This window comes from Salinispora cortesiana, from assembly GCF_000484695.1.
Taxonomy (GTDB): domain Bacteria; phylum Actinomycetota; class Actinomycetes; order Mycobacteriales; family Micromonosporaceae; genus Micromonospora; species Micromonospora cortesiana.
Window position 1 is genome coordinate 16,602 of record NZ_AXVR01000011.1, and the last position, 21,453, is coordinate 38,054.

A 21,453-nucleotide genomic window follows, 5' to 3' on the forward strand; every position below is an offset into this window, starting at 1 on the left:
CCACCGATGAGCTTCCACAACCCGGATCTGCCGTGGTCGGAGCTGGAGCGGGTGCTCAGCGGCGAACCCGCTCGGGGGCAACGTCGTGCTCGCGACGGCGAGCGGCATCTGCACATGGTGGACCCGCTGGTGGTGGAGGCCGACGGCGGCGATGCCCCCGCGCGGGCCGGTAGACGTCCATACCATCCGCCGCCCGCGACAGCCCGCCCGGATGATGTGGTGCCGTACGCCGAGCTGCATACGCACACCAACTTCAGCTTCCTCGACGGTGCCAGCCACCCGGAGGAGTTGGCCGAGGAGGCCACCCGGTTGGGGCTCACCGCTCTCGCGGTGACCGACCACGATGGCTTCTACGGCGTAGTGCGCTTCGCCGAGGCGGCGCGTGCCCTGCACCTGCCGACGGTCTTCGGCGCGGAGCTCTCCCTCGACCTGCCGGGCGCGCCCGGTGGTGAGCCGGACCCGCTTGGGCAGCACCTGTTGCTGCTCGCCCACGGTCACGAGGGGTACGCCCGGTTGGCCGCCACCATTTCCCGGGCCCAGCTACGCGGTGGCGAGAAGGGCCGTCCGGTCTACGGGGAGTTGGCAGAGGTCGCGGCCGAGTTGCGGGACCACGTGCTGGTGCTCACTGGCTGCCGTAAGGGCCATGTGCCGACCGCGCTGCTCACCGAGGGCGTCGACGCGGCGGCCCGGGAACTGGATCGGCTGACCGCGCTGTTCGGCGCGGAGATGGTCGCGGTGGAGTTGACCGACCACGGCCACCCGGTCGACACCGACCGCAACGATGCCCTCGCCGAGCTGGCGGAGGACGCCGGGCTACCGACCGTGGCCACCAACAACGTGCACTACGCCACTCCGGGGCGGCGTCGGTTGGCCACCACCCTCGCCGCGGTCCGGGCCCGACGGAGCCTGGACGAGATCGACGGCTGGCTACCCGCTGCCGGCACCGCCCACCTGCGCAGCGGTGCCGAGATGGCGGCTCGGTTCGCCGCCTATCCGGGGGCGGTGGCCCGAGCCGCCGAGTTCGGCGCGGAGCTCGCTTTCGACCTACAACTCGTCGCCCCGGCGCTACCGGCGTATCCGGTGGCGTCCGGGCACACCGAGATGAGCTGGCTGCGTCATCTCACGGCGCGGGGGGCACGCGAGCGCTACGGCCCACCGGAGGCACACCCCGAGGCGTACGCGCAGCTTGAACATGAGTTGAACATGATCGAGGAACTGGGCTTTCCCGGCTACTTCCTGGTGGTCTACGACATCGTCACGTTCTGCCGTGAGCAGGACATCTACTGCCAGGGCCGAGGGTCGGCGGCGAACTCGGCGGTCTGCTACGCGTTACGGATCACCAACGTGGACGCGGTCCGTCACCGGCTGCTCTTCGAGCGCTTCCTCGCCCCGGAGCGGGATGGGCCACCGGACATTGACGTGGACATCGAGTCCTCCCGTCGAGAGGAGGTGATCCAACACGTCTACGCCCGGTACGGGCGGGAGCACACCGCTCAGGTCGCCAATGTCATCTCGTACCGGCCCCGGTCGGCGGTGCGGGACGTGGCGAAGGCGTTCGGGTTCTCCCCCGGCCAGCAGGATGCCTGGAGTAAACAGATCGATCGGTGGGGTTCGGTCGCCGCGGTCGAGGTCGAGGGCATCCCCGAGCCGGTGGTGGCGTACGCCGACGCGGTGCAGACCTTTCCGCGACATCTGGGCATCCACTCCGGTGGCATGGTGATCTGCGACCGGCCGGTGATCGAGGTGTGCCCGGTGGAGTGGGGGCGGATGCCCGGCCGGAGCGTGCTCCAGTGGGACAAGGATGACTGCGCCGCCGTCGGTTTGGTCAAGTTCGACCTGCTCGGCCTCGGCATGCTCGCCGCATTGCACCACGGTTACGACATGATTGGGGCGCGGCTCGAACTGGGCGATATGACCCTGGACGATGCCGAGGTCTACGACATGCTCTGCCGGGCCGACGCGGTCGGGGTGTTCCAGGTGGAGAGCCGCGCCCAGATGGCCACCCTGCCCCGGCTCAAGCCCCGTTGCTTCTATGACCTGGTGGTGGAGGTGGCGCTGATCCGGCCGGGCCCGATCCAGGGCGGCTCGGTGCATCCGTACATCCGGCGTAAAAACGGCCAGGAGCCGGTCACCTTCCCGCATCCGCTGATGCGCAACGCGTTGGAGAAGACCTTGGGCGTGCCGCTGTTCCAGGAGCAGCTCATGCAGCTCGCCATCGACCTGGCCGGCTTCGACGCGGCCGAGGCGGACCAGCTGCGTCGGGCGATGGGGGCCAAGCGGTCGGCGGAGCGGATGGCCAGGATCGCCGATCGGCTCTACGCCGGGATGGCCGAGCGGGGCATCACCGGTGAACTGGCCGACGATGTCTACCGCAAGCTCACCGCGTTCGCCAGCTACGGCTTCCCGGAGAGCCACGCGATGAGCTTCGCCTACCTGGTCTACGCCAGCTCCTGGCTCAAGCGGTACCACCCGGCACCGTTCCTGGCCGCGCTGCTCAACGCCCAACCGATGGGGTTCTACTCGCCGCAGACCCTGGTGGATGACGCCCGTCGGCACGGGGTGGAGGTCCGTCGGCCGGATGTCAACGCCAGCGGTGCCGAGGCGGTCCTGGAGTCCACCCCGAGCACCCGGTGGGGAAGCCAGCCGGGGGAGCCGCCGCACGCGTGGGGGCTGGGCGGTCCGGCGGTTCGGCTCGGGCTGGGCAGCGTGCGTACGCTCGGCGTGGAGGTGGCCGAGCGGATCGAGACCGAGCGGGCAGTGCGCGGGCCGTATCGGGATATGTCGGACCTAGCCCGGCGGGTGGGTCTGACCGCCACGCAACTGGAGGCGCTAGCCACCGCGGATGCCTTCGCGTGTTTCGGCGTGACCCGACGGCAGGCGCTCTGGAGCGCCGGGGCAGCAGCACAGGAGCATCCCGACCGCCTGCCCGGCACCGTGCCCGGCACGGTCGCGCCGACGCTGCCCGGGATGGCGGCGGTCGATCGCCTCGTCGCGGACGTCTGGGCGACCGGGCTGTCGCCGGAGAGCCATCCGGCCCGGTTCGTCCGGGACCAGCTCGACGCCCTGGGGGCGGTGCCGATCGCCCGGCTCGCGCAGGTGGAGCCGGGGCGGCGGGTTCGGGTTGGCGGGATCGTCACCCATCGGCAGCGTCCGGCAACCGCGGGTGGGGTCACCTTCCTCAATCTGGAGGACGAGACGGGGATGCTCAATGTCACCTGTTCCCCCGGGTTGTGGCAGCGCTATCGGCAGGTGGCGAAGAACAGCGGGGGACTGGTGGTCCGGGGTCTCCTCCGCCGGCACGAGGGGGTGATCAATCTCACCGCTGATCGACTGGACCCAATTGAACTCCATGTTCGGCAGCCCGCCCGCGACTTTCGGTGATCGTCAAGTGATTCAGGTTATGGTTTTTCGCTTCGGGCGGCGGGAGACTCCTGCCCGCGCTGGCAACGTGGCCCGCGCGGTACGAGGGGACGAACCGATGACGGGGAATCGCGCCTACAACGGTGGGGTGGCCAACACGACCCGGACCCGGCTCGGCGCCGGGTGGGTGCCCAACCACCACGCCGAGGCCCGGGAGTACGAGATCACCGAGGGGCCCGTGGCGAACTCGGTGCGTTCGCGGCACGAGGAGGAGGTCGTCACCGGCGGCGAAGCCTGATCGGCCAGCCGTTCCGGACGGGGCTGGACGTGGTGACTAGGCTGGTCGAGGTGGAGCAGACCCGAGGGCGACTCGCTGGCCCGCCGCTGACCCCGCGTACCGCCGTCATCTGGTCGGTGCTGCGCGCCGAGCTGGACCGCCGTGCCGGCACCGACCTGACCGTACTCGACGTGGGTGGGGGCACCGGCGGCTTCGCGGTCCCACTGGCCCAGGCGGGGCACCAGGTGACTGTCGTGGACGCCAACCCCGACGCGCTCGCCGCGCTGACCCGCCGCGCTACTGACGCCGGGGTCGCCGACCGGGTACGCGCGGTGCAGGGCGACGGTGACGCGCTCGCCGGGCTCGTGGAGCCGGCCAGCGTGGACCTGGTGCTCTGCCACGCCGTCCTGGAGGTGGTTGACGACCCGGCAGCGGTGGTCGCCGCGCTGGCCGGCGCGCTGCGCCCTGGCGGGGCCGCGAGCGCGCTGGTCGCCGGGCGAGCCGCCGCCGTGCTCGGTCGGGCGATGACCGGCCAGTTGGATGCCGCCGCACTACTCGCCGCCAGCTCCTCCGGAGCCGCCGGATCCCGGGATACTCATCGGCGGCGCTTCACCGCCGATGAGGCGGCTGTGCTGCTCACGGCCGCGGGCCTGGAGGTCGAGGAGATCCACGGCGTACGCGTCCTCACCGACCTGCTGCCCGCCGCGGTCGCCGACGGTCAGCCCGCCGCCCTGCTGGAGCTGGAGCTGGCGCTCGCCGCCCAACCGCCCTGGCGGGATCTCGCCGCCCAACTGCACCTGTTCGCCCGCCGGCGAGCATGACCGGCCCGCCCGAGCAGAAGCGCCTGCCCGGCACCGAGCCGCCGTGGGCCGGTGCGGGTCCGCCCGCCGCGGCTGACTCCGGGGCGAGCGATCCGTTCGGGATCCTCGCCCCCCGGTACGGCGCGGCGAGCCTCGCCGACATCCTGCCCGCCGCGCTCGCGGCGCTAGGAGTGCCCGGCGCGACCGACGTGCTCGGCCTGACCGCAGCGCTCGACGGTGTGCGCCGGATCGCCGTGCTGTTGGTGGATGGGCTCGGCTGGCATCAGATCCCCACTGCCACGCCGTACGCACCGACTCTGGCTGGGCTGGCCGCAACCGCCGGCCGGCCGCTCACCTCCGGCTTTCCGTCCACCACTCCGACCAGCCTGGTGACCCTGGGCACGGGCACCGCCCCCGGTGCACACGGCGTGCTCGGGTTCACCCTGCGGATCCCCGGCACCGACCAGGTGCTCAACCACATCGACTGGGCCGGCGACCCGGAGCCGCTGCGCTGGCAGCCCGTCCCCACCCAGCTGGAGCGGGCCCGGGCTGCCGGGGTCCAGGTGACGGTGGTGAGCCGGCCCGAGTTCGGCGGCAGCGGCCTCACCCTGGCGGCCAATCGGGGCGGCGACTACCGGGGTGCGGCGGGCGTTGATGAGTTGGGTCGGGAGATGCTGGCGGCGCTGACGGTCGGGTCCGGGCCCACCCTGGTCTCTGGCTACCATCCAGACCTCGATCGGCACGGTCACCTCAGTGGGGTCGATTCGGCGCCCTGGCGCGCCGCCGCGGCCGATGTTGACCGGCTGCTGGCTCGTCTCGTGGCAGGGCTGCCGCCGGACGCGGCGTTGCTGGTTACCGCCGACCACGGTCAGCTGGACATTCCCGCCGAGCACCGGTTCGACCTGGACGCCGACCCGCGCCTGCGCGCCGGAGTGACGGTGGTGGCCGGCGAGCCCCGAGTGCGCTACCTGCACGTGCGGCCCGGTGCCGAGGACGACGTGGTGGCCACCTGGTCGGCCGTGCTCGGCGCTGCCGCCCGGGTCACCACCCGGGCGGAGCTGGTGGCGGCTGGCTGGTTCGGCCCGGTCCCCGAGGAGCACCTGGGCCGGATCGGGGACGTGGTGGTGTGCTGCAACGGCAGCTACGCCGTGCTGGCCACTCGGTCCGAGCCGCCGATGGCGAGTCGGTTGGTGGCGTACCACGGTTCGGACACCGCGGCGGAGATGACGATCCCACTGCTGGTGGTCCGGGGCTGAGCTGCGGTTTCGCTGCCGCGCCGCTGGCCGGGGCGGGGACATCCGCACTAGCCTTCCGGGTATGGGCCGCAGCCAGTCGTTGCCGCGCGGCGGCGACCCGCGTTTCGGGCCGGAGGCCGACGACTCCGGATGTCGAGTGCTGCACGTTGACATGGACGCGTTCTTCGCCGCAGTCGAGGTGTACCGCCGGCCGGAGCTGCGCGGGCGGCCGGTCGTGGTCGGCGGGCTCGGGCCGCGGGGGGTGGTCAGCTCGGCGAGCTACCCGGCCCGACGGTACGGCGTCCGGAGCGCGATGCCGACCGCGCGGGCCCGGGCGCTCTGCCCGCACGCGGTGTTCCTGCCGCCCGACTTCACCGCCTACACGACCGCCTCACGCAGCGTTATGCAGATCTTCCGGGATGTCACCCCGCTGGTCGAGCCCCTCTCCCTGGACGAGGCCTTCCTCGACGTGGCCGGCGCCCAGCGGCTGTTCGGCCCGCCGTCAGCGATCGCCCGGCTGATCCGCGAGCGGGTGGCGACCGAGGTGGGGCTCACCTGCTCGGTCGGGGTGGCGTCGAGCAAGTTTGTCGCGAAGCTTGGCTCGACCCGGGCCAAACCGGACGGGCTGCTGGTAGTTCCGACCGCGCGGGTGCTTGAGTTCCTGCATCCGCTGCCGGTGGAGGCGCTCTGGGGGGTTGGGGAGCGGTCGGCCGAGCCGCTGCGCCGGCTCGGCCTGGTCACCGTCGGCGAGCTGGCACAGGCGCCGGAGGGGATGCTCCGTCGGGCGCTCGGTACCGCCGCCGCTCGGCACCTGCACGAGCTGGCGTGGGGACGGGACCCGCGGCGGGTCACCCCGGAGCGGGGGGAGAAGTCGGTCGGTGCGGAGATGACGTTCGACGTCGACGTGACCGATCGGCGGGAGATCCGTCGGGCTCTGCTCGGGCTCGCCGAGAAGGTAGGTGCCCGGCTGCGCCGCTCCGGCCAGGTGGGGCGGACGGTGGCGTTGAAGGTGCGGCTGGCCGACTTTCGTACCGTCAGCCGCTCCCGCAGTCTCGATGTTCCGACCGATGTCGGTCGGGAGATGTTCGACACTGCCTGGGCGCTCTACACCCTCCTCGACCCCGGGGAACCGATCCGGCTGGTCGGCGTCCGGGCCGAGCAGATCGTGCCCGTCCGGGACGCACCTCGGCAACTCGTCCTCGGCGAGCCCGCGCGGGGATGGCGGGAAGCCGAACGTGCCGTTGACGCCGCCGCGGCCCGTTTCGGGCGGTCCGTCATCGGTCCCGCCAGCCTGTTGAGCGCCCGTGACCAGCACCTGAGGGAAAATCAGCGCCGGCCGTAGGTCGTCCCGCTTTCCGACGCGCGAGGGCCCTCGTAGACTTGCGGGTAAGCAGCTGGTTGGCTGCCACGGTCTGTCGGCCGCCCGGGCCGACCAACGTGACCGGGGAGGAGTGCCGTGCCGCTCTCGGAGCACGAGCAGCGGCTGTTCGATCAGATCGAGCGGTCGCTTGCCGAGGACCCCAAGTTCGCCTCGGCCGTGCGCGCCAGCGACCCGCGTTTCCACGCGCGGCGTCGTCTGCTCATCGCTGCCGGCGTGGTCGTCGTCGGCCTGTCCCTGCTGGTTTATGGCGCGGTGATTAAGACCCCGCCACTAGCGGTGGCGGGTTTCGTCGTCATGTTGGCCGCGTTGGGCTTCGGGGCGCAGTCACACCGGCGGTCGCAGTCCCCCGACCTGCATGTCGTGGGTGGGACGACGACGCGCCGCCGGCCCCGTGGGCGGTCGGGTCGTCGACCGTCAATCCTGGACCGGATGGAGGACCGGTGGCGGCAGCGCCCGGAGGGGCGCCGGTGAGCCCTTGACCGTCCCGCCCCAACCGGTCGTCGCCGGTTGGGGCGGGGTGTGGTCAACGGGGGTGGCGATCCGTGAGCAGCCGCCGCGGGCTCCAGCGTAGGGTCGCGGCCCGGAATCGGCCGTAGGACGACATCAGGCGGGCCGAGGCGTCTGCGACGGCGCCCCGCCAACGCAGCACCATCGACGGGGGCAGGGCTGCCGCCAGCAGACGCGTGCGACGGTCGGACCCCGCCACGAGCGCGGCCCGGACCCGGCGCAGGGCCGGCAGCAGCGGCTCCCCGGGGTGTGGATCCGGGGCATAGCGGGCGAGCTCCTCGGCCCGGCCCAGCAGCCGTACCGCCGACGTGGCCTCGGTGTCCGCACGGAAGGTGTCTCGGGCGAGCCGGCTGGCGGTGGCGCGCGGTGTCTCCGCCCCGTTGATCTGTTGCCGGAAGTCCACCAGCGTGTCCAGCAACTCGTCCCAGGCCGCGTGCGCGTCGGCCCGTGCCCGGTCCGCGTCGGCCAGCACCATCATGCGATGGTCGCCCGAAGACGCCCCGCCCGTGGCTACCCCGGCCGGCACAGCCGACGGCATCCGTCTGCCACTGCGCCGTCGACGTAGGGCGGACCGCTGTAGCGCCGGGGCGGTGAGCAGCAGGAGCAGGGCCAGGGCCCCGACAGCCCAGAGCCAGGATGACCCGGTCCGGGTGGGAGTGCCGGTGCCACTCGGCTGCCCGGACAGCTCCTCCTCCAGCCCCTCCTCCGCCTGGTTCGGATTCGTCCCGGAACCCGACCCTGCCGGCCCCGCTGTCGTGCTCGGCCCCGGGGTGACCTCCTCCTCCTCCGCATCCAGATCGGGGGCCCAGTCGGAGCGGACAGACCCCGACACGCCATACGCGGGAGTGGCGTCGAACGGTACCCAGCCAAACCCGTCGAAGTAGACCTCGGTCCAGGCATGCAGGTTGCGGTTGGTCAGCACGTAGGTGTCACCGTCAGATTTGGTGCCGGTGCTGAACCCGAAGGCGACCCGCGCCGGAATGTCGGCGGCGCGAACCAGCCACGCCATCGCGGCGGCGTACTGCTGACAGAACCCGACCTTGTTGGTGAGGAAGTCGACGATCTCCTGACCGCCGGTGCCCCCCTCGGTGCTGAGGGCGTAACTGAACCCGTTCTCCGTGGCGAAGTGGTCATAGATGGCCCGCACCTTGTCGAACTCGGTGCTTTGGCCCTGGGTGAGCTCGTCCACCAATGCCTCCACCTCGGGCACCGTCGGCGCAGCCGTCTGCCGGCGGAGGCTGTGCTCGGTTGGGAGCGGGCGGGCCTGCCGCAACGCCGTCGGGGAGTAGGTCGACCGCACGTACTCGAACTCGTAGCGCTTGCTCGACGAACGCTCCCGGTTGGAGAAGAGGACCTGTTGGTTCGGGTCGTAGGACCATCTGCCGTTCAGCTTGAACTGCACCGGCTCGGCGTACACCGGCAGCAGCGGCATGTCGAAACTCTCCGTCACCTCAACCGTCGCCCGGTAACGGGAACGGGTGATGCCCTCCCGGTCCGGTACGGTCGGGCCGAACTCCCGGTTGACCGCTGTGCCACTGGGAGGCCGCGCCCGGAAGCCGTCGCTTCGCAACTGGTCGGCAGTGCCGAACCGTAGGTAGAAGGGCTCCGACTCATTGGTGGTCACCTTCACCATGTCGGTGACCTCGCCCTGGTTGAGCTGGCCCTGCAGGGCCGAGAAGAGGTCGACCTGACTGGCTGTGCCCCGGCCCGCTCCACCCGCGCCCTCCCCGGTGCCCGAGCCGAACCGGTCGAGTAGGTCGCCGGTCATGCCCGGCACCGCCAGCGGCAGCAGGACCGCGACCGCGACCCCCACCGCCGCGAGCCGGCGACCAGCGGCGGCAAGTGGGGAGGCCTCCCACCCGTCCACCCCCCGGCCGTCGCCGGTGAATCGCCGGCCGAACCGCCGGACCCGGTCGACGTTGTCGGCGGCCAACAGCCACAGGTAGCCGGCCGCGCCGATGACGAACGGCAGCGGAGGGACACTGTCCACGTAGACGGCCACCGGGACCGAGTAGACGGCCAGCATCGGCAGGCCGGCGAGCGCGGGCCGGCGCAACCCGACCGTCATCAGGTCGACCAGCACGGCGATCCCGCCGATGCTGAGCACGGTGAGGAAGAGCAACGGGTCCGTGTCAGGCACCCGCACGCGGTGGGTGCGCATGTCTACCAGCGACGCCTCCGCCAGCGCCCCGAAGTGCCCGATGGTGGCCGGGGTCGGTACCACTCCCAGCAGCTCGGCACCGGAGGGGAACAGCCACGTCAGGGCGAGCAACAGGCCACCGAGCATGGCCAGCACCTGCCCCCACCGCGGGGCCCGCCCCAGCCGGGCCAGGGCGGCCACCGCGGCCACCACCGCGACCGCGATGGTCGACTGGAACAGCCAGGTCGAGCGGTCGAAGATGGCCGACAATGGCGCCGCGGCGAGTAGTGTCGCGGCGGCAGCGACCAGGCCCAGGTTCCGTTGGGAGATCATGCGTGCGGCCTCCGGTTCATCGTCTGCTCGCCACGGTCTCGGCCGACGCGGCCCGGACAGCGAAGCCCTGCGAGCCCCGGCCGGCCTGCGGCCACAGGACCGGCAACCGGGAGCCGTGGTCTACGCCGATCACTCGCCAGCCACCTCGTACCAGCGCGAGCGCGGCGGTGGCGTGCGCGTCGTCGGCCTCGGCCCGGGCACCGGCCGGCAGGGTGAGCCAGGTGGAGGTGTTCTGGAGAAACGCCACGCAGGTGGTGCCGTTGCCGCGTAGCGCGGCCAGCAGTTCGGCCTCAACGGCGCTGAGCGTCCCGAACAGGCCGATGATCAGACCGCCGGCGACGTGCTGCCGCGCCTCCCGGACCAGCGTGGCGATCTCAGTCCGCTGGTCGAGGCAGGCGTCGGCGAGGTTGTCCAGGAGGAGCCCGTGCCCGGTCGCCTCCGTCGCGTCGATGTCCGTACCGGAGCCGGTGAGCAACCGTAGCCGGTAGCCCCCCTGCCGCAGGTGCACGGCGATGCTCGCGGCGGCGGAGACTGCCCACTCGAAGCTGGCCGTCGGCCCGTCACCGCAGTGCCCGTACGCCCGGGTGTCCAGCAGCACGGTGGCGCGGCTCTCCCAGGGCTGCTCCTCGCGGCGGACCATCAGTTCACCGGTGCGCGCGGTTGACTTCCAGTGCACCCGCCGTAGGTCGTCGCCCAACCGGTACTCCCGGGTCGCCGCATCGTCCTCGCCGTGCACCGCGACCGACCGGGCCCGGCTGTCGCCACTGCCCGCGTACTCGCTGGGAAGCCGGACCGTGGGCAGCGGCGTGGCCTGCGGGACCACCGTCAACTGGTCGGTGCTGGGGAAGGCCCGGGTCACCTCGCACAGACCGAATGGGTCGGTTATCCGGACCACCAGTGGGCCGATCTTGTATCGGCCGCGTACGTCGGCCCGCACCGTGTACGCCACCGAGCTGGCCTGCTGCGCGCCGAGCCGGTCCAGCACGACCCGGGGCCGGCTGCCCAGCGCGTACGGCAGCCGGTCTTCCAGCAGGAGCGTGCCGGTGGGCAGGCGGGACAGGTTCTGTAGCCGCAGCACCACCCGGGAGCTGGCGCTGGCGGGTACGCGCTCTGGCTCCAGTGAACGATTGCAGGCCAGCTTGTACCGGCTGCGGCCGACGTAGAGCGCTGCCAGGAGTGGCAGGACCGCGAGCAGCACCGCCACTCGGAGCAGGTCCCGCTCACCGAGGAGGGTGGCCGAGATCCCCGCCGCGACCGCTGCGGCGAGGAACGACCGGCCCCGCGTGGTCAGCCCGCGCAGCCCGTCGCGCACCTCACGCCCTCCGCGGCTCGTACCGGGCGCGGCCGCTGTCGGTGGTGGGCCGGGTGTCGTACGACGAACGCCGATGTTCCTGCGGCAGCGGCAGCCGGTGCACCAGGTCGGCGACGATGGTGTCGGTGGTGCGTCGGGCCAGCTGGGCGTCGGCGGTCGGGATGATTCGGTGCGCCAGCACCGGTACGGCCAGTGCCTGCAGATCGTCGGGGAGGACGTAGTCGCGTCCCTCGAGCGCGGCGACCGCGCGTGCGGTGCGCAGCAACTGGAGGGTCGCTCGGGGCGACGCGCCGAGGCGGAGGTCGGGAGCCTCTCGGGTGGCGGTGACCAGCTCGACCGCGTACCGCTTGAGGGCGTCAGCGACGTGAATCTGCCGGACGTGGGTGATGAGTCGGCGGACGGTGCTGGCATCGGAGACCGGCCGCAGCGACTCCAGCGGGTCGGTGGCACCATGCCCGTCGAGCATCGCCAACTCGGCCCCGGCGTCCGGGTACCCCATCGCGATCCGAGCGGTGAAGCGGTCGCGCTGCGCCTCCGGCAGCGGGTACGTGCCCTCCATCTCGATCGGGTTCTGGGTGGCGACCACCATGAACGGCGTCTGCAACGGATAGGTCACGCCGTCCACGGTGACCTGCCGCTCCTCCATGCACTCCAACAGCGCTGACTGGGTCTTCGGCGAGGCCCGGTTGATCTCGTCGCCGACCACCAGGTTGGCGAAGACAGCGCCGGGGCGGAACTCGAAGTCGTGCGTCTCCTGGTTGTAGACGCTGACCCCGGTGACGTCGCTGGGTAGCAGATCGGGGGTGAACTGGATGCGGCGTACCGAGCAGTCGATCGAGCGCGCCAGTGCCTTGGCCAGCTTGGTCTTGCCGACTCCGGGGACGTCCTCGATGAGCAGGTGGCCCTCGGCGAGCAGAACGGCGAGGGCGAGCTGCACGGTGGCGGTCTTGCCCTCGATAACCTGTTCGATGTTCGTCACGATTGCGTCACCAACGGCGCGGAACTCATCGTGTGGCAGCAGACCGCCCACCTCGTCCCGGGTCTGTTGTGTCACGGACGTCCTCCTCGTCGCCTCGACGGCGGCTCCGTTCGGAGCGGCTGGACCCGCCGTTGGTTCGCGTGGTCACGCGCAAGCCTCGTCTGCCGCAGAAAGTCTCACCGGACTCTCAGGCTAGCGATGTTTTGTGACCGCATCCGACCGCCACCAGCGTTCCATCGCATACGTCCGGAATATTTGTCCGTCGGTTGAGGTGTCGAAGGGGGCCGGACGGGTAGTCCGCAGCCCCGACGCGGTCGGTGGAGTTAGGGAGAAGGCGAGGGCAGCCGTGGCGGTGCCGGGTGCTCGTGGGCGACGCCGGCCCGGTTGCTGCGGGCCGGCATGATTCTCGCTGTCGTCCTCGGCGGGCAGTTCCTCCTCGCCGCCGCAGCGCCGGTGCTGACCTGGTGGTTGGGGCGCAACGCCGGGTACGTGCTCGCCGTCGGCTACCTGACCGGGGCGGGTCTGCTCCTCTCCCAGCGCCCCGCGCTCCTCGCCGACCAGGCGGTCCTCATCTCCTGGCCGTGGCTACCGTCGCTGGGGGTCTACGCGGAGCTGCGGATGGACGCACTCAGTCTGATCTTCGCCCTGCTGGTGCTGGGAGTGGGCGCGTTCGTGATGGCGTACTGTCCGCGCTACCTGAGCCCGGACAGCCGGCACACCCGGGTGTACGTGACGATGACCCTGTTCGCCGGGGCGATGCTGGGTCTGGTGCTCGCCGACGACCTGCTGCTGCTCTTCGTCTTCTGGGAGCTGTCCAGTATCCTGTCGTTCGTCCTCATCGGGCAGGACGGTCGCTTGCCGGCCCGCGGGCCGGCGATCCAGGCCCTCGTCGTCACCACCACCGGTGGCGTGGCACTGCTGGTGGCGGTGGTCGTGCTCGCCGCGAGCCTCGGCACCAGCGACCTTCATCTGATCCTGGCCGATCCGGGCCGGCTGGCGACCGGACCCGCCTGGGCGGCGGGTGCCCTGGTGATCTTCGCGGCCATCACGAAGTCGGCGCAGGTGCCGTTCCACTTCTGGCTCCCTGGCGCCATGGTCGCCCTCACCCCAGTCAGCGCCTACCTGCACGCGGCCACGCTGGTGAAGGCGGGCATCTACCTGCTGATGCGCTTCTCGGCGCTGTTCGGCGGCCAGTGGCCCTGGGACCTCACGCTGATCGGCCTCGGGCTGCTCACCGCGATCGTCGGCGCGCTGTTGGCGCTGCGCCAACACGATCTGAAGGCGTTGCTCGCGTACTCCACGGTGAGCCAGCTCGGCCTGCTGGTCAGCGTCATCGGCGTCGGTACGCCCGCCTCGGACGCGGCGGCGATCCTGTACACGATCGCGCACGCCCTGTTCAAGGCGACGCTGTTCATGCTGGTGGGAATCATCGACCGGCAGGCGGGCAGCCGGGACATCCGGGCCCTGACCGGGCTGTGGCGGGCGATGCCGATCACCGTGACGCTTACCGTGTTGGCGGCGATGTCGCTGGCCGGTCTGCCGCCGACGATCGGTTTCGTCGGCAAAGAGGCGATCTTCGAGGCGCTCGTCACGGTGGACGAGGTGCCCTTGCTCGGGTGGGTCGCCGCCGGCCTGGCGGTGCTCGCCGCGACGCTCACCTTCGCGTACGCCGCGCGGTTGGTCCATGGTGTCCTCTCCGGCCCGACCCGGCAGCGTGAGCTGCACGAACCGGCCTGGTCATTCCTGGCTCCGGCAGCTGTCGCAGCGGTCCTCGCCACCGCTCTCGGCCCCACCGTCGCCCTCCTCAGCCCGATGGTGGAGCGGGCCGCCAGCGATGCCCGGCCCCAGGGGCAGGCGCCCTACCTGGCCTTCTGGCATGGCTTCACCCCGGCGCTCGGGCTCTCCGTGCTCACTGTCCTGCTTGGGACGCTGCTGTTCTGGTACCGGCGTCGGACCGATCCGGTGCTCGCGGCGATACCGACCACGTCTCCGTTCACCGGACACCTCGAGCGGTGGCGGCGCGCGTTGGTGCGCTTCGGGGCGGTCGTGGCCCGACCCGCCCAGGTCACGGCGCCCGCTCCCTACCTGGCCCGGCCACTGCTCGCCGTGGTGGCGCTGGCGGCAGTCGCCGTGCTGCTCCTCGGCCCGCTACCCAGCCGGCACCCGGATGCCACCCGGCCCGGGGACTGGCTCGTGCTCGGGTTGCTACTGGTCACCCTCGCCGGCCTGGTCACCACCCGGTCGGCGCTCGCGGCGGTCGCGCTGACCGGCGCGGTCGGCCTGATCCTGGCAGTCTGGTTTCTCACCACGGGGGCACCGGACGTGGCGCTCACCCTGATGCTGGTCGAGGTGCTCACCACGGTGGTGGTCATGCTCGCCCTGCGGGGCCGGCCCGGCCGGCTGGTCGCGCCGGGCCGTCGGGTGGGGATCATCGCCGGCGTCGGGCTGGCGGTGCTCGCCGGGGTGGTGGCGACGGCGGCGACGGCGGCGCTGACCGGCCGTCGCGACCTGTCGCCCGTCGGCGACTGGTACCTGCGGGAGGCGTCCTCGGCCACCGGTGGGCAGAACCTGGTCAACACCATCCTCGTCGATTTCCGGGCCCTGGACACCCTCGGTGAGGCGGTCGTACTCGCGGTGGTCGCGGTTGGGTTGATCGGGCTCGCCCGGCCGGCCGAAGCCGTACGGCATCGTCCCGGCGCCGTACGGCACGCCGTCGATCCGGTGCTCGCGCTGGCATACCGCGTACTGGCTCCGGTCATGCTCGCCGCGTCCGCGGTGTTGTTTCTCCGCGGCCACCAGGAGCTCGGGGGCGGGTTCATCGCCGCACTGCTCGCCGGTACCGCGGTCGGACTCGGCCACCTGGCGCACCCCGCGGGAGCGCCGCTGCTGGGCCGCCTTCGGGGAGCGCCACTGCTCACCGTCGGCCTGTTCCTGGCGCTCGTCGCGGGCATGGCGCCGCTGGCCGTGGGCCGGGCCTTCTTGACTCCGGTCAAGCTCTCCCTGCCCGGCGTCGGTTCGGTGTCGTCGGCTCTCCTGTTCGACCTGGGGGTGTACCTGATGGTGCTGGCCCTGGTCGTGGCGGCGGTCCGCCGACTGGACAGCGCGCCCGCCGGCCCTGCGCCCGGGCCGGTTCGGGAGCGGGTCCGATGAGCGGGCCGCTGATCGTCGGGGTGCTGGTGGCGGCCGGCGTCTTCCTCCTGCTTCGCCCTGGGCAGCTGCGGCTGGTGCTCGGCTTCGTGCTGCTCGGGCACGCGGTGAACGTGCTGCTGTTGGCCGCCGGCGGGCTGCACCGGCGGGAGCCGCCGGTTGACGGCGGGGGCGCGGAGAGCGCCGACCCGCTGCCCCAGGCCTTCATCCTGACCGCCATCGTGATCACCTTCGGCATCACCGTCTACCTGCTGCGGCTGCTGCGCCGTGCCTCCCGGCGGGGGAGTCGACGACCGGAGACGTGGGACAGGGGGCCGCGGTGAGCCTCCTGCTGATTGGTCCGGTGGTGGGTCCGCTACTCGCCGCCACCGTGCTGCTTGCTCTCCCCGGCCGGCTGATGCTGCGACGGGTGGTGGCGCTGCTCGCCACGGCGGTGGTCATCGCGGTGGGTGTCGTCCTGCTCCTGGCGACCTCCGATGGCGAGGTTCCGGTGCTCCGGGTCGGCGACTGGCCGCCGGTTGTCGCGATCACCCTGGCGGCCGACCCATTGAGCGCGTTGCTGGTCACGGTCTCGGCGATGGTGGTGCTCGCCTGCCTGGTGGCCGCCGTCGGGACCGGGGATGATCGCCGGCGGGCCTTCCTGCCGCTGACGATGGTGCTGTCGGCGGGCGCGTACGGCGCCTACCTCACCACCGATCTGTTCAACCTGTTCGTGCTGGTCGAGATCATGCTCGTTCCGTCCTACGTGCTGCTGGCGCTCTCCGGGGGCCCGGGGCGTGCCGGCGCGGGCCGGGTATACATCGCCACCAGTCTGCTCGGCTCCACGATCCTGCTGGCCGGTGTCGGACTGCTCTACGGGGTCACCGGTACGGTCGGGCTCGCGGACCTCGCCGGGATGGCCCGGGAGATCCCCGCCGCCGCGGTCGCCGGCGGTGTCGTGCTGCTGGCGTTCGCGCTCAAGAGCGCGCTCGTGCCGCTGCACGACTGGCTGCCCCGCGCCTACCCGGTCGCGTCACCGGTGGTCGTCGCGCTCTTCTCCGGTCTGCTCACCAAGGTGGGGCTGTACGCGATCATCCGGATCTACGCCGTGTTGTACGGCGGTGATCCGGCGTACCACCCGTTGCTGGTGGCGGTGGCACTGGCGTCCATGGTGATCGGGGTGCTCGGCGCGATCGGCGTCCGTTCGATGCGGAAGGTGCTGGCCTTCCACATGGTGAGCCAGATCGGGTACGTGCTGCTTGGGCTCGCCCTGTTCACCGCCGCGAGTCTCGCCGCCGCCATCTTCTACCTGGCCCAGTACGTGTTGGTGAAGGCGGCACTGTTCCTGTGCGCGGCGGTGGTACGGGCCACCCGCGGCACCGACCGGCTGAGCCGGCTGGGTGGGCTGGCCTCGTCCAACCCGCTGCTCGCGGTGGCCTTCGGCGTCGCCGCCCTGTCTCTGGCCGGGCTGCCCCCGTTCGGCGGGTTCCTCGCCAAGTTTCTGGTGCTGCGAGCCGCCAACGAGGTCGGTGACTGGCTCGTGCTGACGGTGGCGGTGTTGGTCAGCCTGGTGACGCTGCTGTCGATGCTGAAGATCTGGGGGGTCGCGTTCTGGGGTGAGGTACCGCGACCGGCCCGGGAGCAAACCGCCCGCCCCGGCGCGGCGCTGCTCGGACCGCCGTTGGTGCTCGGCGGGTGCGCGCTGCTGCTTGGGCCGTTGGGCGGGCCGCTGTTGCAGGTGGCCGACGCCGCCGCGGCGGGACTGCTGGAGCCGGCCGGGTATGTGCGGGCGGTGAGCGGCCGATGAGCGGCGTGGTGCGACGGGCCGCGGTCCGGGCCGCGCGGATCGTGGGGTTCCTGGCCTGGTTCGCGGGTCGGCTGGTGCAGGCGAACCTGGTGGTGGCCCGGGAGATCGTCACTCCGGGCCTGGGGCTGCAGCCCGCGGTGGTTCGGGTTCCGCTGCGCGCCCGGACGGACACCGAGGTGGCCCTGCTCACGCTCTTCGTCACCCTGACCCCGGGGACCCTCGCGCTGGCGGTGCGGCGGGATCCGCGGGTGATGTGGGTGCACGGCATGTACGCCGCGGACGCGACAGCGTTTCGCCGTGCCGTGGCGGAGCTGGAGGGGCGGCTGTTGGCCGCCGTCCGACCGGTCGGCGGCGGCCGGACCGGTAGTGAGGGAGGTGGGTGACGGATGCTCCTGCTCGACGTGGTGCTGGTGGTGCTCGCCCTGTCGATGACCGTGGTGCTCGGCCGGCTGATTGTCGGCCCCACCGACGCCGACCGCGCCGCCGCGCTCGACCACGGCTTCTTCGTGTTCCTGGCGGCGGTGGCGGTGTTGGCGGTTCGGTTGGACGCGCCCGGACTACTGGACCTGGTCCTCACCGGCACCATGGTCAGCTTCTTGGCCACGGTCGCGTTGGCCCGCCTGGTGCATCGGCGGCGGCCATGATCCGGATGCTGGTCGCCTCCGCGCTACTGGTCATCGGCGTCGGCCTGATCGTGATCAGCTCCCTCGGGCTGATCCGACTGCCCGATGTCTACAACCGGATGAACGCCGTCGCGAAGTCGGGCAGCCTGGGCCTGATCTGTGTCCTGCTGGCGGTGTTGCTGTTGCTGCCCGGCCCCCGGACGGTACTGGTGGGCCTGGTCGCCATCGGGCTGCAACTCGTCTCGGCGCCGGTCGGCGGGTACGCCCTGGCCCGCGCCGCCTACCGGGCGGGTAGCCCGCTGGCCGACAGCACGCGCTACGACGAACTTGGTGGGCGGGTCCCGGCGGCGCGTCGGCGGGCGGGCCGGGAATGACCGGCCGGGAGATGACCGGTGCGGGCAGGACGGGCCGGGGGATGGCCGGCCTGGGATGACCAGCCCGGGTGGCCGCGGGCGCGCTACCGGGGGTCGGCGGTACACTCCGGGGTATGGCCGGAGTCTTCCTGCTTCTTACCGGGCCGTGCTGATGCGCTGAACGCGCGACAGCACGGCGGCCCCTCCTGTGCGAGGGGCTTTTTTGTGCCTGTCGCCGGCCAGGTCCCGCCGGCCGGTGGCGAGCATCGACCGACACCGCACGAGACCATCCGCGCCGACTGAAGCGAGGAGAGCCATGACTGAGGCAGCCGCACCGGCCAGCGAGATTCCCCCCTTCCGCTACACGGCGGCTCTGGCCGACGAGATCGAGCGTCGTTGGCAGGACACCTGGGAACGCGAGGGGACCTTCCACGCCCCCAACCCGACCGGCCCGCTGGCCGACCCCGAGCATCCGCGGGCGGGAGCGGAGAAACTGTACGTACTGGACATGTTCCCGTACCCGTCGGGGGCCGGGCTGCATGTCGGCCACCCGCTGGGCTACATCGGCACCGACTGCTTCGCCCGCTACCAGCGGATGGCCGGGCGGAACGTGCTGCACGCGATGGGCTTCGACGCCTTCGGGCTCCCCGCCGAGCAGTACGCGGTGCAGACCGGCACCCACCCGCGGACCACCACCGAGGCGAACATCGCCCGGTACAAGGCGCAGCTGCGCCGGCTGGGGCTGGCCCACGACGAGCGCCGCTCGGTGGCCACCATCGACGCCGACTTCTACCGCTGGACCCAGTGGGTCTTCCTGCAGATCTACAACGCCTGGTATGACAGCGAGGCGAAGCGGGCCCGCCCGATCACCGAGCTGATCGCGGAGTTCGCCGGCGGCTCCCGGCGCACCCCGGACGGGCGACCGTGGGGTGAGCTGACCGCCGCCGAGCAGCGGGCCGTCGTTGACCAACACCGGCTGGCGTACGTCTCGCAGGCCCCGGTCAACTGGTGCCCGGGGTTGGGCACCGTGCTGGCCAACGAGGAGGTCACCGCCGACGGTCGCTCTGAGCGGGGGAACTTCCCGGTCTTCAAGCGGAACCTGAAGCAGTGGATGATGCGGATCACCGCGTACGGTGACCGGCTCCTGGACGACCTGGAGAAGCTGGACTGGCCCGAGCCGATCAAGCTGATGCAGCGGAACTGGATCGGCCGCTCCATCGGCGCGCACATCGGGTTCCCCACCTCCGCCCCGGATTCGGGTCCGGGGGGCGAGCAGCGGATCAGCGTCTTCACCACCCGGCCCGACACGATCTTCGGCGCCACCTACCTGGTGCTGGCGCCCGAGCATGACCTGGTGGACGAACTGGTACCGGCGGCCTGGCCCGCGGGGGTTCCCCAGGCCTGGACCGGCGGGCAGGCCAGCCCACGGGCGGCGGTGGCGGGTTACCGCAAGGCGGCCGCGGCGAAGACCGACCTCGAGCGGCAGGCCGAGACGAAGGAGAAGACCGGCGTCTTCATCGGGGCGTACGCCACCAACCCGGTCACCGGGACCCAGATTCCGATCTTCATCGCCGACTATGTGCTGGCTGGCTACGGCACCGGCGCGATCATGGCGGTGCCCGGTCAGGACGAGCGGGACTGGGCCTTCGCCGAGGTGTTCGACCTGCCCATCGTCCGTACCGTCCAGCCGGCCGAGGGCTTCGACGGTAAGGCGTACACCGGCGACGGTCCGGCCATCAACAGCGCCGTGCCCGAGCGCGGCCTGGACCTGAACGGCCTGGGCGTCGCCGAGGCGAAGGCCCGGACCATCGCCTGGCTGGAGGCGGGGGGCCACGGCTCGGGCGCGGTGACGTATCGGCTGCGGGACTGGCTATTCAGCCGGCAGCGGTACTGGGGTGAGCCGTTCCCGATCGTGTACGACGAGACCGGCGCCGCCATCGCCCTGCCGGAGGAGCTGCTGCCGGTCGAGCTGCCCGAGGTGGATGACTTCTCGCCCCGCACCTTCGATCCCACGGATGCGGAGTCGAACCCGGAGACGCCGCTGTCGCGACGGCGGGACTGGGTCGAGGTGGAGCTGGACCTGGGCGACGGTCCGAAGCGCTACACCCGGGAGACCAACGTGATGCCGCAGTGGGCCGGCTCCTGCTGGTACGAGCTGCGCTACCTGGATCCGACCAACGCCGACCGCTTCGTCGACCCGGAGACCGAGCGGTACTGGATGGGCCCGCGCGGCGAGGGCGACTGCGGGGGCACCGACCTGTACGTCGGCGGCGCCGAGCACGCCGTACTGCACCTGCTCTATGCCCGGTTCTGGCACAAGGTGCTGTACGACCTGGGGCACGTGTCGAGCTTCGAGCCGTTCCGCAAGCTGTTCAACCAGGGCTACATCCAGGCGTACGCGTACACCGACGCGCGTGGGGCGTACGTGCCGGCGGAGGAGGTGGTCGAGCGCTCCGGCGCCTACTACCTGGGTGATGTCCAGGTCAACCGCGAGTACGGCAAGATGGGTAAGTCCCTGCGAAACGTGGTGACACCGGACGAGATGTGTGCCGCGTACGGGGCGGACACGTTCCGGGTGTACGAGATGTCGATGGGCCCGCTGGAGGTCTCCCGCCCCTGGGAGACGCGGGCTGTGGTGGGGTCGTTCCGATTCCTGCAGCGGGTCTGGCGGGCGATTGTGGACGAGCGCAGCGGCGCGTCCCGGGTGGTGGACGCCCCGGCCGACGAGGCGACCCGTCGACTGCTGCACCGGATCGTGGATGGGGTCCGGGGCGATATGGACGCGATGCGGTTCAACACCACGATCGCGAAGCTGATCGAGCTGACCAACGCGGTGACCCGGCTGCCGGAGACGCCGCGCGAGGTGGCCGAGCCGCTGGTGCTGATGCTGGCGCCGTTCGCTCCGCACGTCGCCGAGGAACTGTGGCGCCGGCTGGGCCACGAGTCCTCGTTGACCTACGCCGCTTTCCCGGTCGCCGACCCGGCCTTGCTGGTGGCCGAGTCGGTGACGTACCCGGTGCAGGTCAACGGCAAGGTGCGGGGTCGGATCGAGGTGCCGGCCGACGCGGCGGAGGAGACCGTCCGGGCGGCGGCGCTGGAGGCGGTCGCCGCCGCGCTGGCCGGCCGGGAACCACGCAAGGTCATCGTGGTCCGCGGCCGAATGGTCTCCGTGGTGGCCTGAGGTCGCTCGTCAGCCCACACTGCTGATCATGGAGTTGTG

The 21,453-nt window shown here is 71.8% G+C and carries 16 protein-coding genes; 13 read left to right on the forward strand and 3 right to left on the reverse strand.

Annotation, left to right across the window (positions count from 1 at the left end):
• Positions 1-6 precede the first annotated feature (6 nt).
• The 6 genes from K228_RS0107525 (at position 7) to K228_RS0107550 (ending at position 7,524) form a co-directional block, all read left to right on the forward strand.
• Positions 7-3,381: an error-prone DNA polymerase gene (locus tag K228_RS0107525; RefSeq protein ID WP_025617874.1), complete on the forward strand. Its 3,375-nt coding sequence runs from the start codon at positions 7-9 to the stop codon at positions 3,379-3,381.
• A gap of 97 nt (positions 3,382-3,478) precedes the next feature.
• The gene (locus K228_RS0107530; protein ID WP_025617875.1) at positions 3,479-3,658 is read left to right on the forward strand and encodes a hypothetical protein; all 180 of its coding nucleotides are present in this window, start codon (positions 3,479-3,481) and stop codon (positions 3,656-3,658) included.
• Positions 3,659-3,687: 29 nt separating this feature from the next.
• Entirely contained in the window at positions 3,688-4,458 is a 771-nt protein-coding gene (locus tag K228_RS0107535; RefSeq protein WP_033776637.1) for a methyltransferase domain-containing protein, read from the forward strand.
• On the forward strand, positions 4,455-5,693 hold the full coding sequence (locus K228_RS0107540) for an alkaline phosphatase family protein (RefSeq protein WP_025617877.1): 1,239 nt from the start codon (positions 4,455-4,457) through the stop codon (positions 5,691-5,693). Before K228_RS0107535 ends, K228_RS0107540 begins: the two co-directional genes overlap by 4 nt.
• A 61-nt stretch (positions 5,694-5,754) precedes the next feature.
• Positions 5,755-7,014, forward strand: a complete 1,260-nt coding sequence (locus K228_RS0107545; protein ID WP_025617878.1) for a DNA polymerase IV — start codon at positions 5,755-5,757, stop codon at positions 7,012-7,014.
• Positions 7,015-7,128: 114 nt separating this feature from the next.
• Positions 7,129-7,524: a DUF3040 domain-containing protein gene (locus tag K228_RS0107550; protein ID WP_018730718.1), complete on the forward strand. Its 396-nt coding sequence runs from the start codon at positions 7,129-7,131 to the stop codon at positions 7,522-7,524.
• Between the two features lie 52 nt (positions 7,525-7,576).
• Here the strand turns inward: K228_RS0107550 and K228_RS0107555 are convergent, their stop codons facing one another.
• From K228_RS0107555 to K228_RS0107565, 3 genes are read right to left on the reverse strand one after another with little or no spacing between them, the layout of a single operon-like run.
• Complete coding sequence (locus K228_RS0107555; protein ID WP_025617879.1) at positions 7,577-10,033, reverse strand: transglutaminase TgpA family protein; 2,457 nt, start codon at positions 10,031-10,033, stop codon at positions 7,577-7,579.
• A gap of 16 nt (positions 10,034-10,049) precedes the next feature.
• Positions 10,050-11,345, reverse strand: a complete 1,296-nt coding sequence (locus tag K228_RS0107560; protein ID WP_025617880.1) for a DUF58 domain-containing protein — start codon at positions 11,343-11,345, stop codon at positions 10,050-10,052.
• Between the two features lies 1 nt (position 11,346).
• Positions 11,347-12,399 carry an AAA family ATPase gene (locus K228_RS0107565; protein WP_025617881.1) on the reverse strand — a complete coding sequence of 351 codons (1,053 nt, stop codon included), beginning with the start codon at positions 12,397-12,399 and terminating at the stop codon, positions 11,347-11,349.
• Between the two features lie 324 nt (positions 12,400-12,723).
• Here K228_RS0107565 and mbhE point away from each other — a divergent pair, with 324 nt between their 5' ends.
• From mbhE to leuS, 7 genes are all read left to right on the forward strand, one after another.
• Positions 12,724-15,474: a hydrogen gas-evolving membrane-bound hydrogenase subunit E gene (mbhE, locus tag K228_RS0107570; RefSeq protein ID WP_025617882.1), complete on the forward strand. Its 2,751-nt coding sequence runs from the start codon at positions 12,724-12,726 to the stop codon at positions 15,472-15,474.
• Positions 15,471-15,794, forward strand: coding sequence for a sodium:proton antiporter (locus K228_RS0107575; protein ID WP_025617883.1), 324 nt, complete (start codon positions 15,471-15,473; stop codon positions 15,792-15,794). Before mbhE ends, K228_RS0107575 begins: the two co-directional genes overlap by 4 nt.
• Positions 15,773-17,257 carry a monovalent cation/H+ antiporter subunit D family protein gene (locus tag K228_RS0107580; protein ID WP_025617884.1) on the forward strand — a complete coding sequence of 495 codons (1,485 nt, stop codon included), beginning with the start codon at positions 15,773-15,775 and terminating at the stop codon, positions 17,255-17,257. The genes K228_RS0107575 and K228_RS0107580 overlap by 22 nt, the downstream gene beginning before the upstream one ends.
• Entirely contained in the window at positions 17,254-17,640 is a 387-nt protein-coding gene (locus K228_RS0107585) for a Na+/H+ antiporter subunit E (RefSeq protein ID WP_025617885.1), read from the forward strand. The genes K228_RS0107580 and K228_RS0107585 overlap by 4 nt, the downstream gene beginning before the upstream one ends.
• 3 nt (positions 17,641-17,643) lie before the next feature.
• Positions 17,644-17,901, forward strand: a complete 258-nt coding sequence (locus K228_RS0107590) for an MrpF/PhaF family protein (RefSeq protein WP_025617886.1) — start codon at positions 17,644-17,646, stop codon at positions 17,899-17,901.
• Positions 17,898-18,254 (forward strand): monovalent cation/H(+) antiporter subunit G, encoded by a 357-nt coding sequence (gene mnhG / locus K228_RS0107595; protein ID WP_025617887.1) that lies wholly within the window; start codon positions 17,898-17,900, stop codon positions 18,252-18,254. Before K228_RS0107590 ends, mnhG begins: the two co-directional genes overlap by 4 nt.
• Before the next feature lie 295 nt (positions 18,255-18,549).
• Complete coding sequence (leuS, locus tag K228_RS0107600) at positions 18,550-21,414, forward strand: leucine--tRNA ligase (protein WP_025617888.1); 2,865 nt, start codon at positions 18,550-18,552, stop codon at positions 21,412-21,414.
• The last annotated feature ends 39 nt before the right edge of the window (positions 21,415-21,453 follow it).

Bases quoted from the DNA above. Each gene is read 5' to 3' on its own strand.
- K228_RS0107585 (WP_025617885.1), top strand. From the start codon at position 17,254: ATGAGCGGCGTGGTGCGACGGGCCGCGGTCCGGGCCGCGCGGATCGTG.
- K228_RS0107530 (WP_025617875.1), top strand. From the start codon at position 3,479: ATGACGGGGAATCGCGCCTACAACGGTGGGGTGGCCAACACGACCCGG.
- K228_RS0107525 (WP_025617874.1), top strand. From the start codon at position 7: ATGAGCTTCCACAACCCGGATCTGCCGTGGTCGGAGCTGGAGCGGGTG.
- K228_RS0107540 (WP_025617877.1), top strand. From the start codon at position 4,455: ATGACCGGCCCGCCCGAGCAGAAGCGCCTGCCCGGCACCGAGCCGCCG.
- leuS (WP_025617888.1), top strand. From the start codon at position 18,550: ATGACTGAGGCAGCCGCACCGGCCAGCGAGATTCCCCCCTTCCGCTAC.
- mnhG (WP_025617887.1), top strand. From the start codon at position 17,898: ATGATCCGGATGCTGGTCGCCTCCGCGCTACTGGTCATCGGCGTCGGC.
- K228_RS0107575 (WP_025617883.1), top strand. From the start codon at position 15,471: ATGAGCGGGCCGCTGATCGTCGGGGTGCTGGTGGCGGCCGGCGTCTTC.
- K228_RS0107545 (WP_025617878.1), top strand. From the start codon at position 5,755: ATGGGCCGCAGCCAGTCGTTGCCGCGCGGCGGCGACCCGCGTTTCGGG.
- K228_RS0107555 (WP_025617879.1), bottom strand. From the start codon at position 10,033: ATGATCTCCCAACGGAACCTGGGCCTGGTCGCTGCCGCCGCGACACTA.
- K228_RS0107590 (WP_025617886.1), top strand. From the start codon at position 17,644: ATGCTCCTGCTCGACGTGGTGCTGGTGGTGCTCGCCCTGTCGATGACC.
- mbhE (WP_025617882.1), top strand. From the start codon at position 12,724: ATGATTCTCGCTGTCGTCCTCGGCGGGCAGTTCCTCCTCGCCGCCGCA.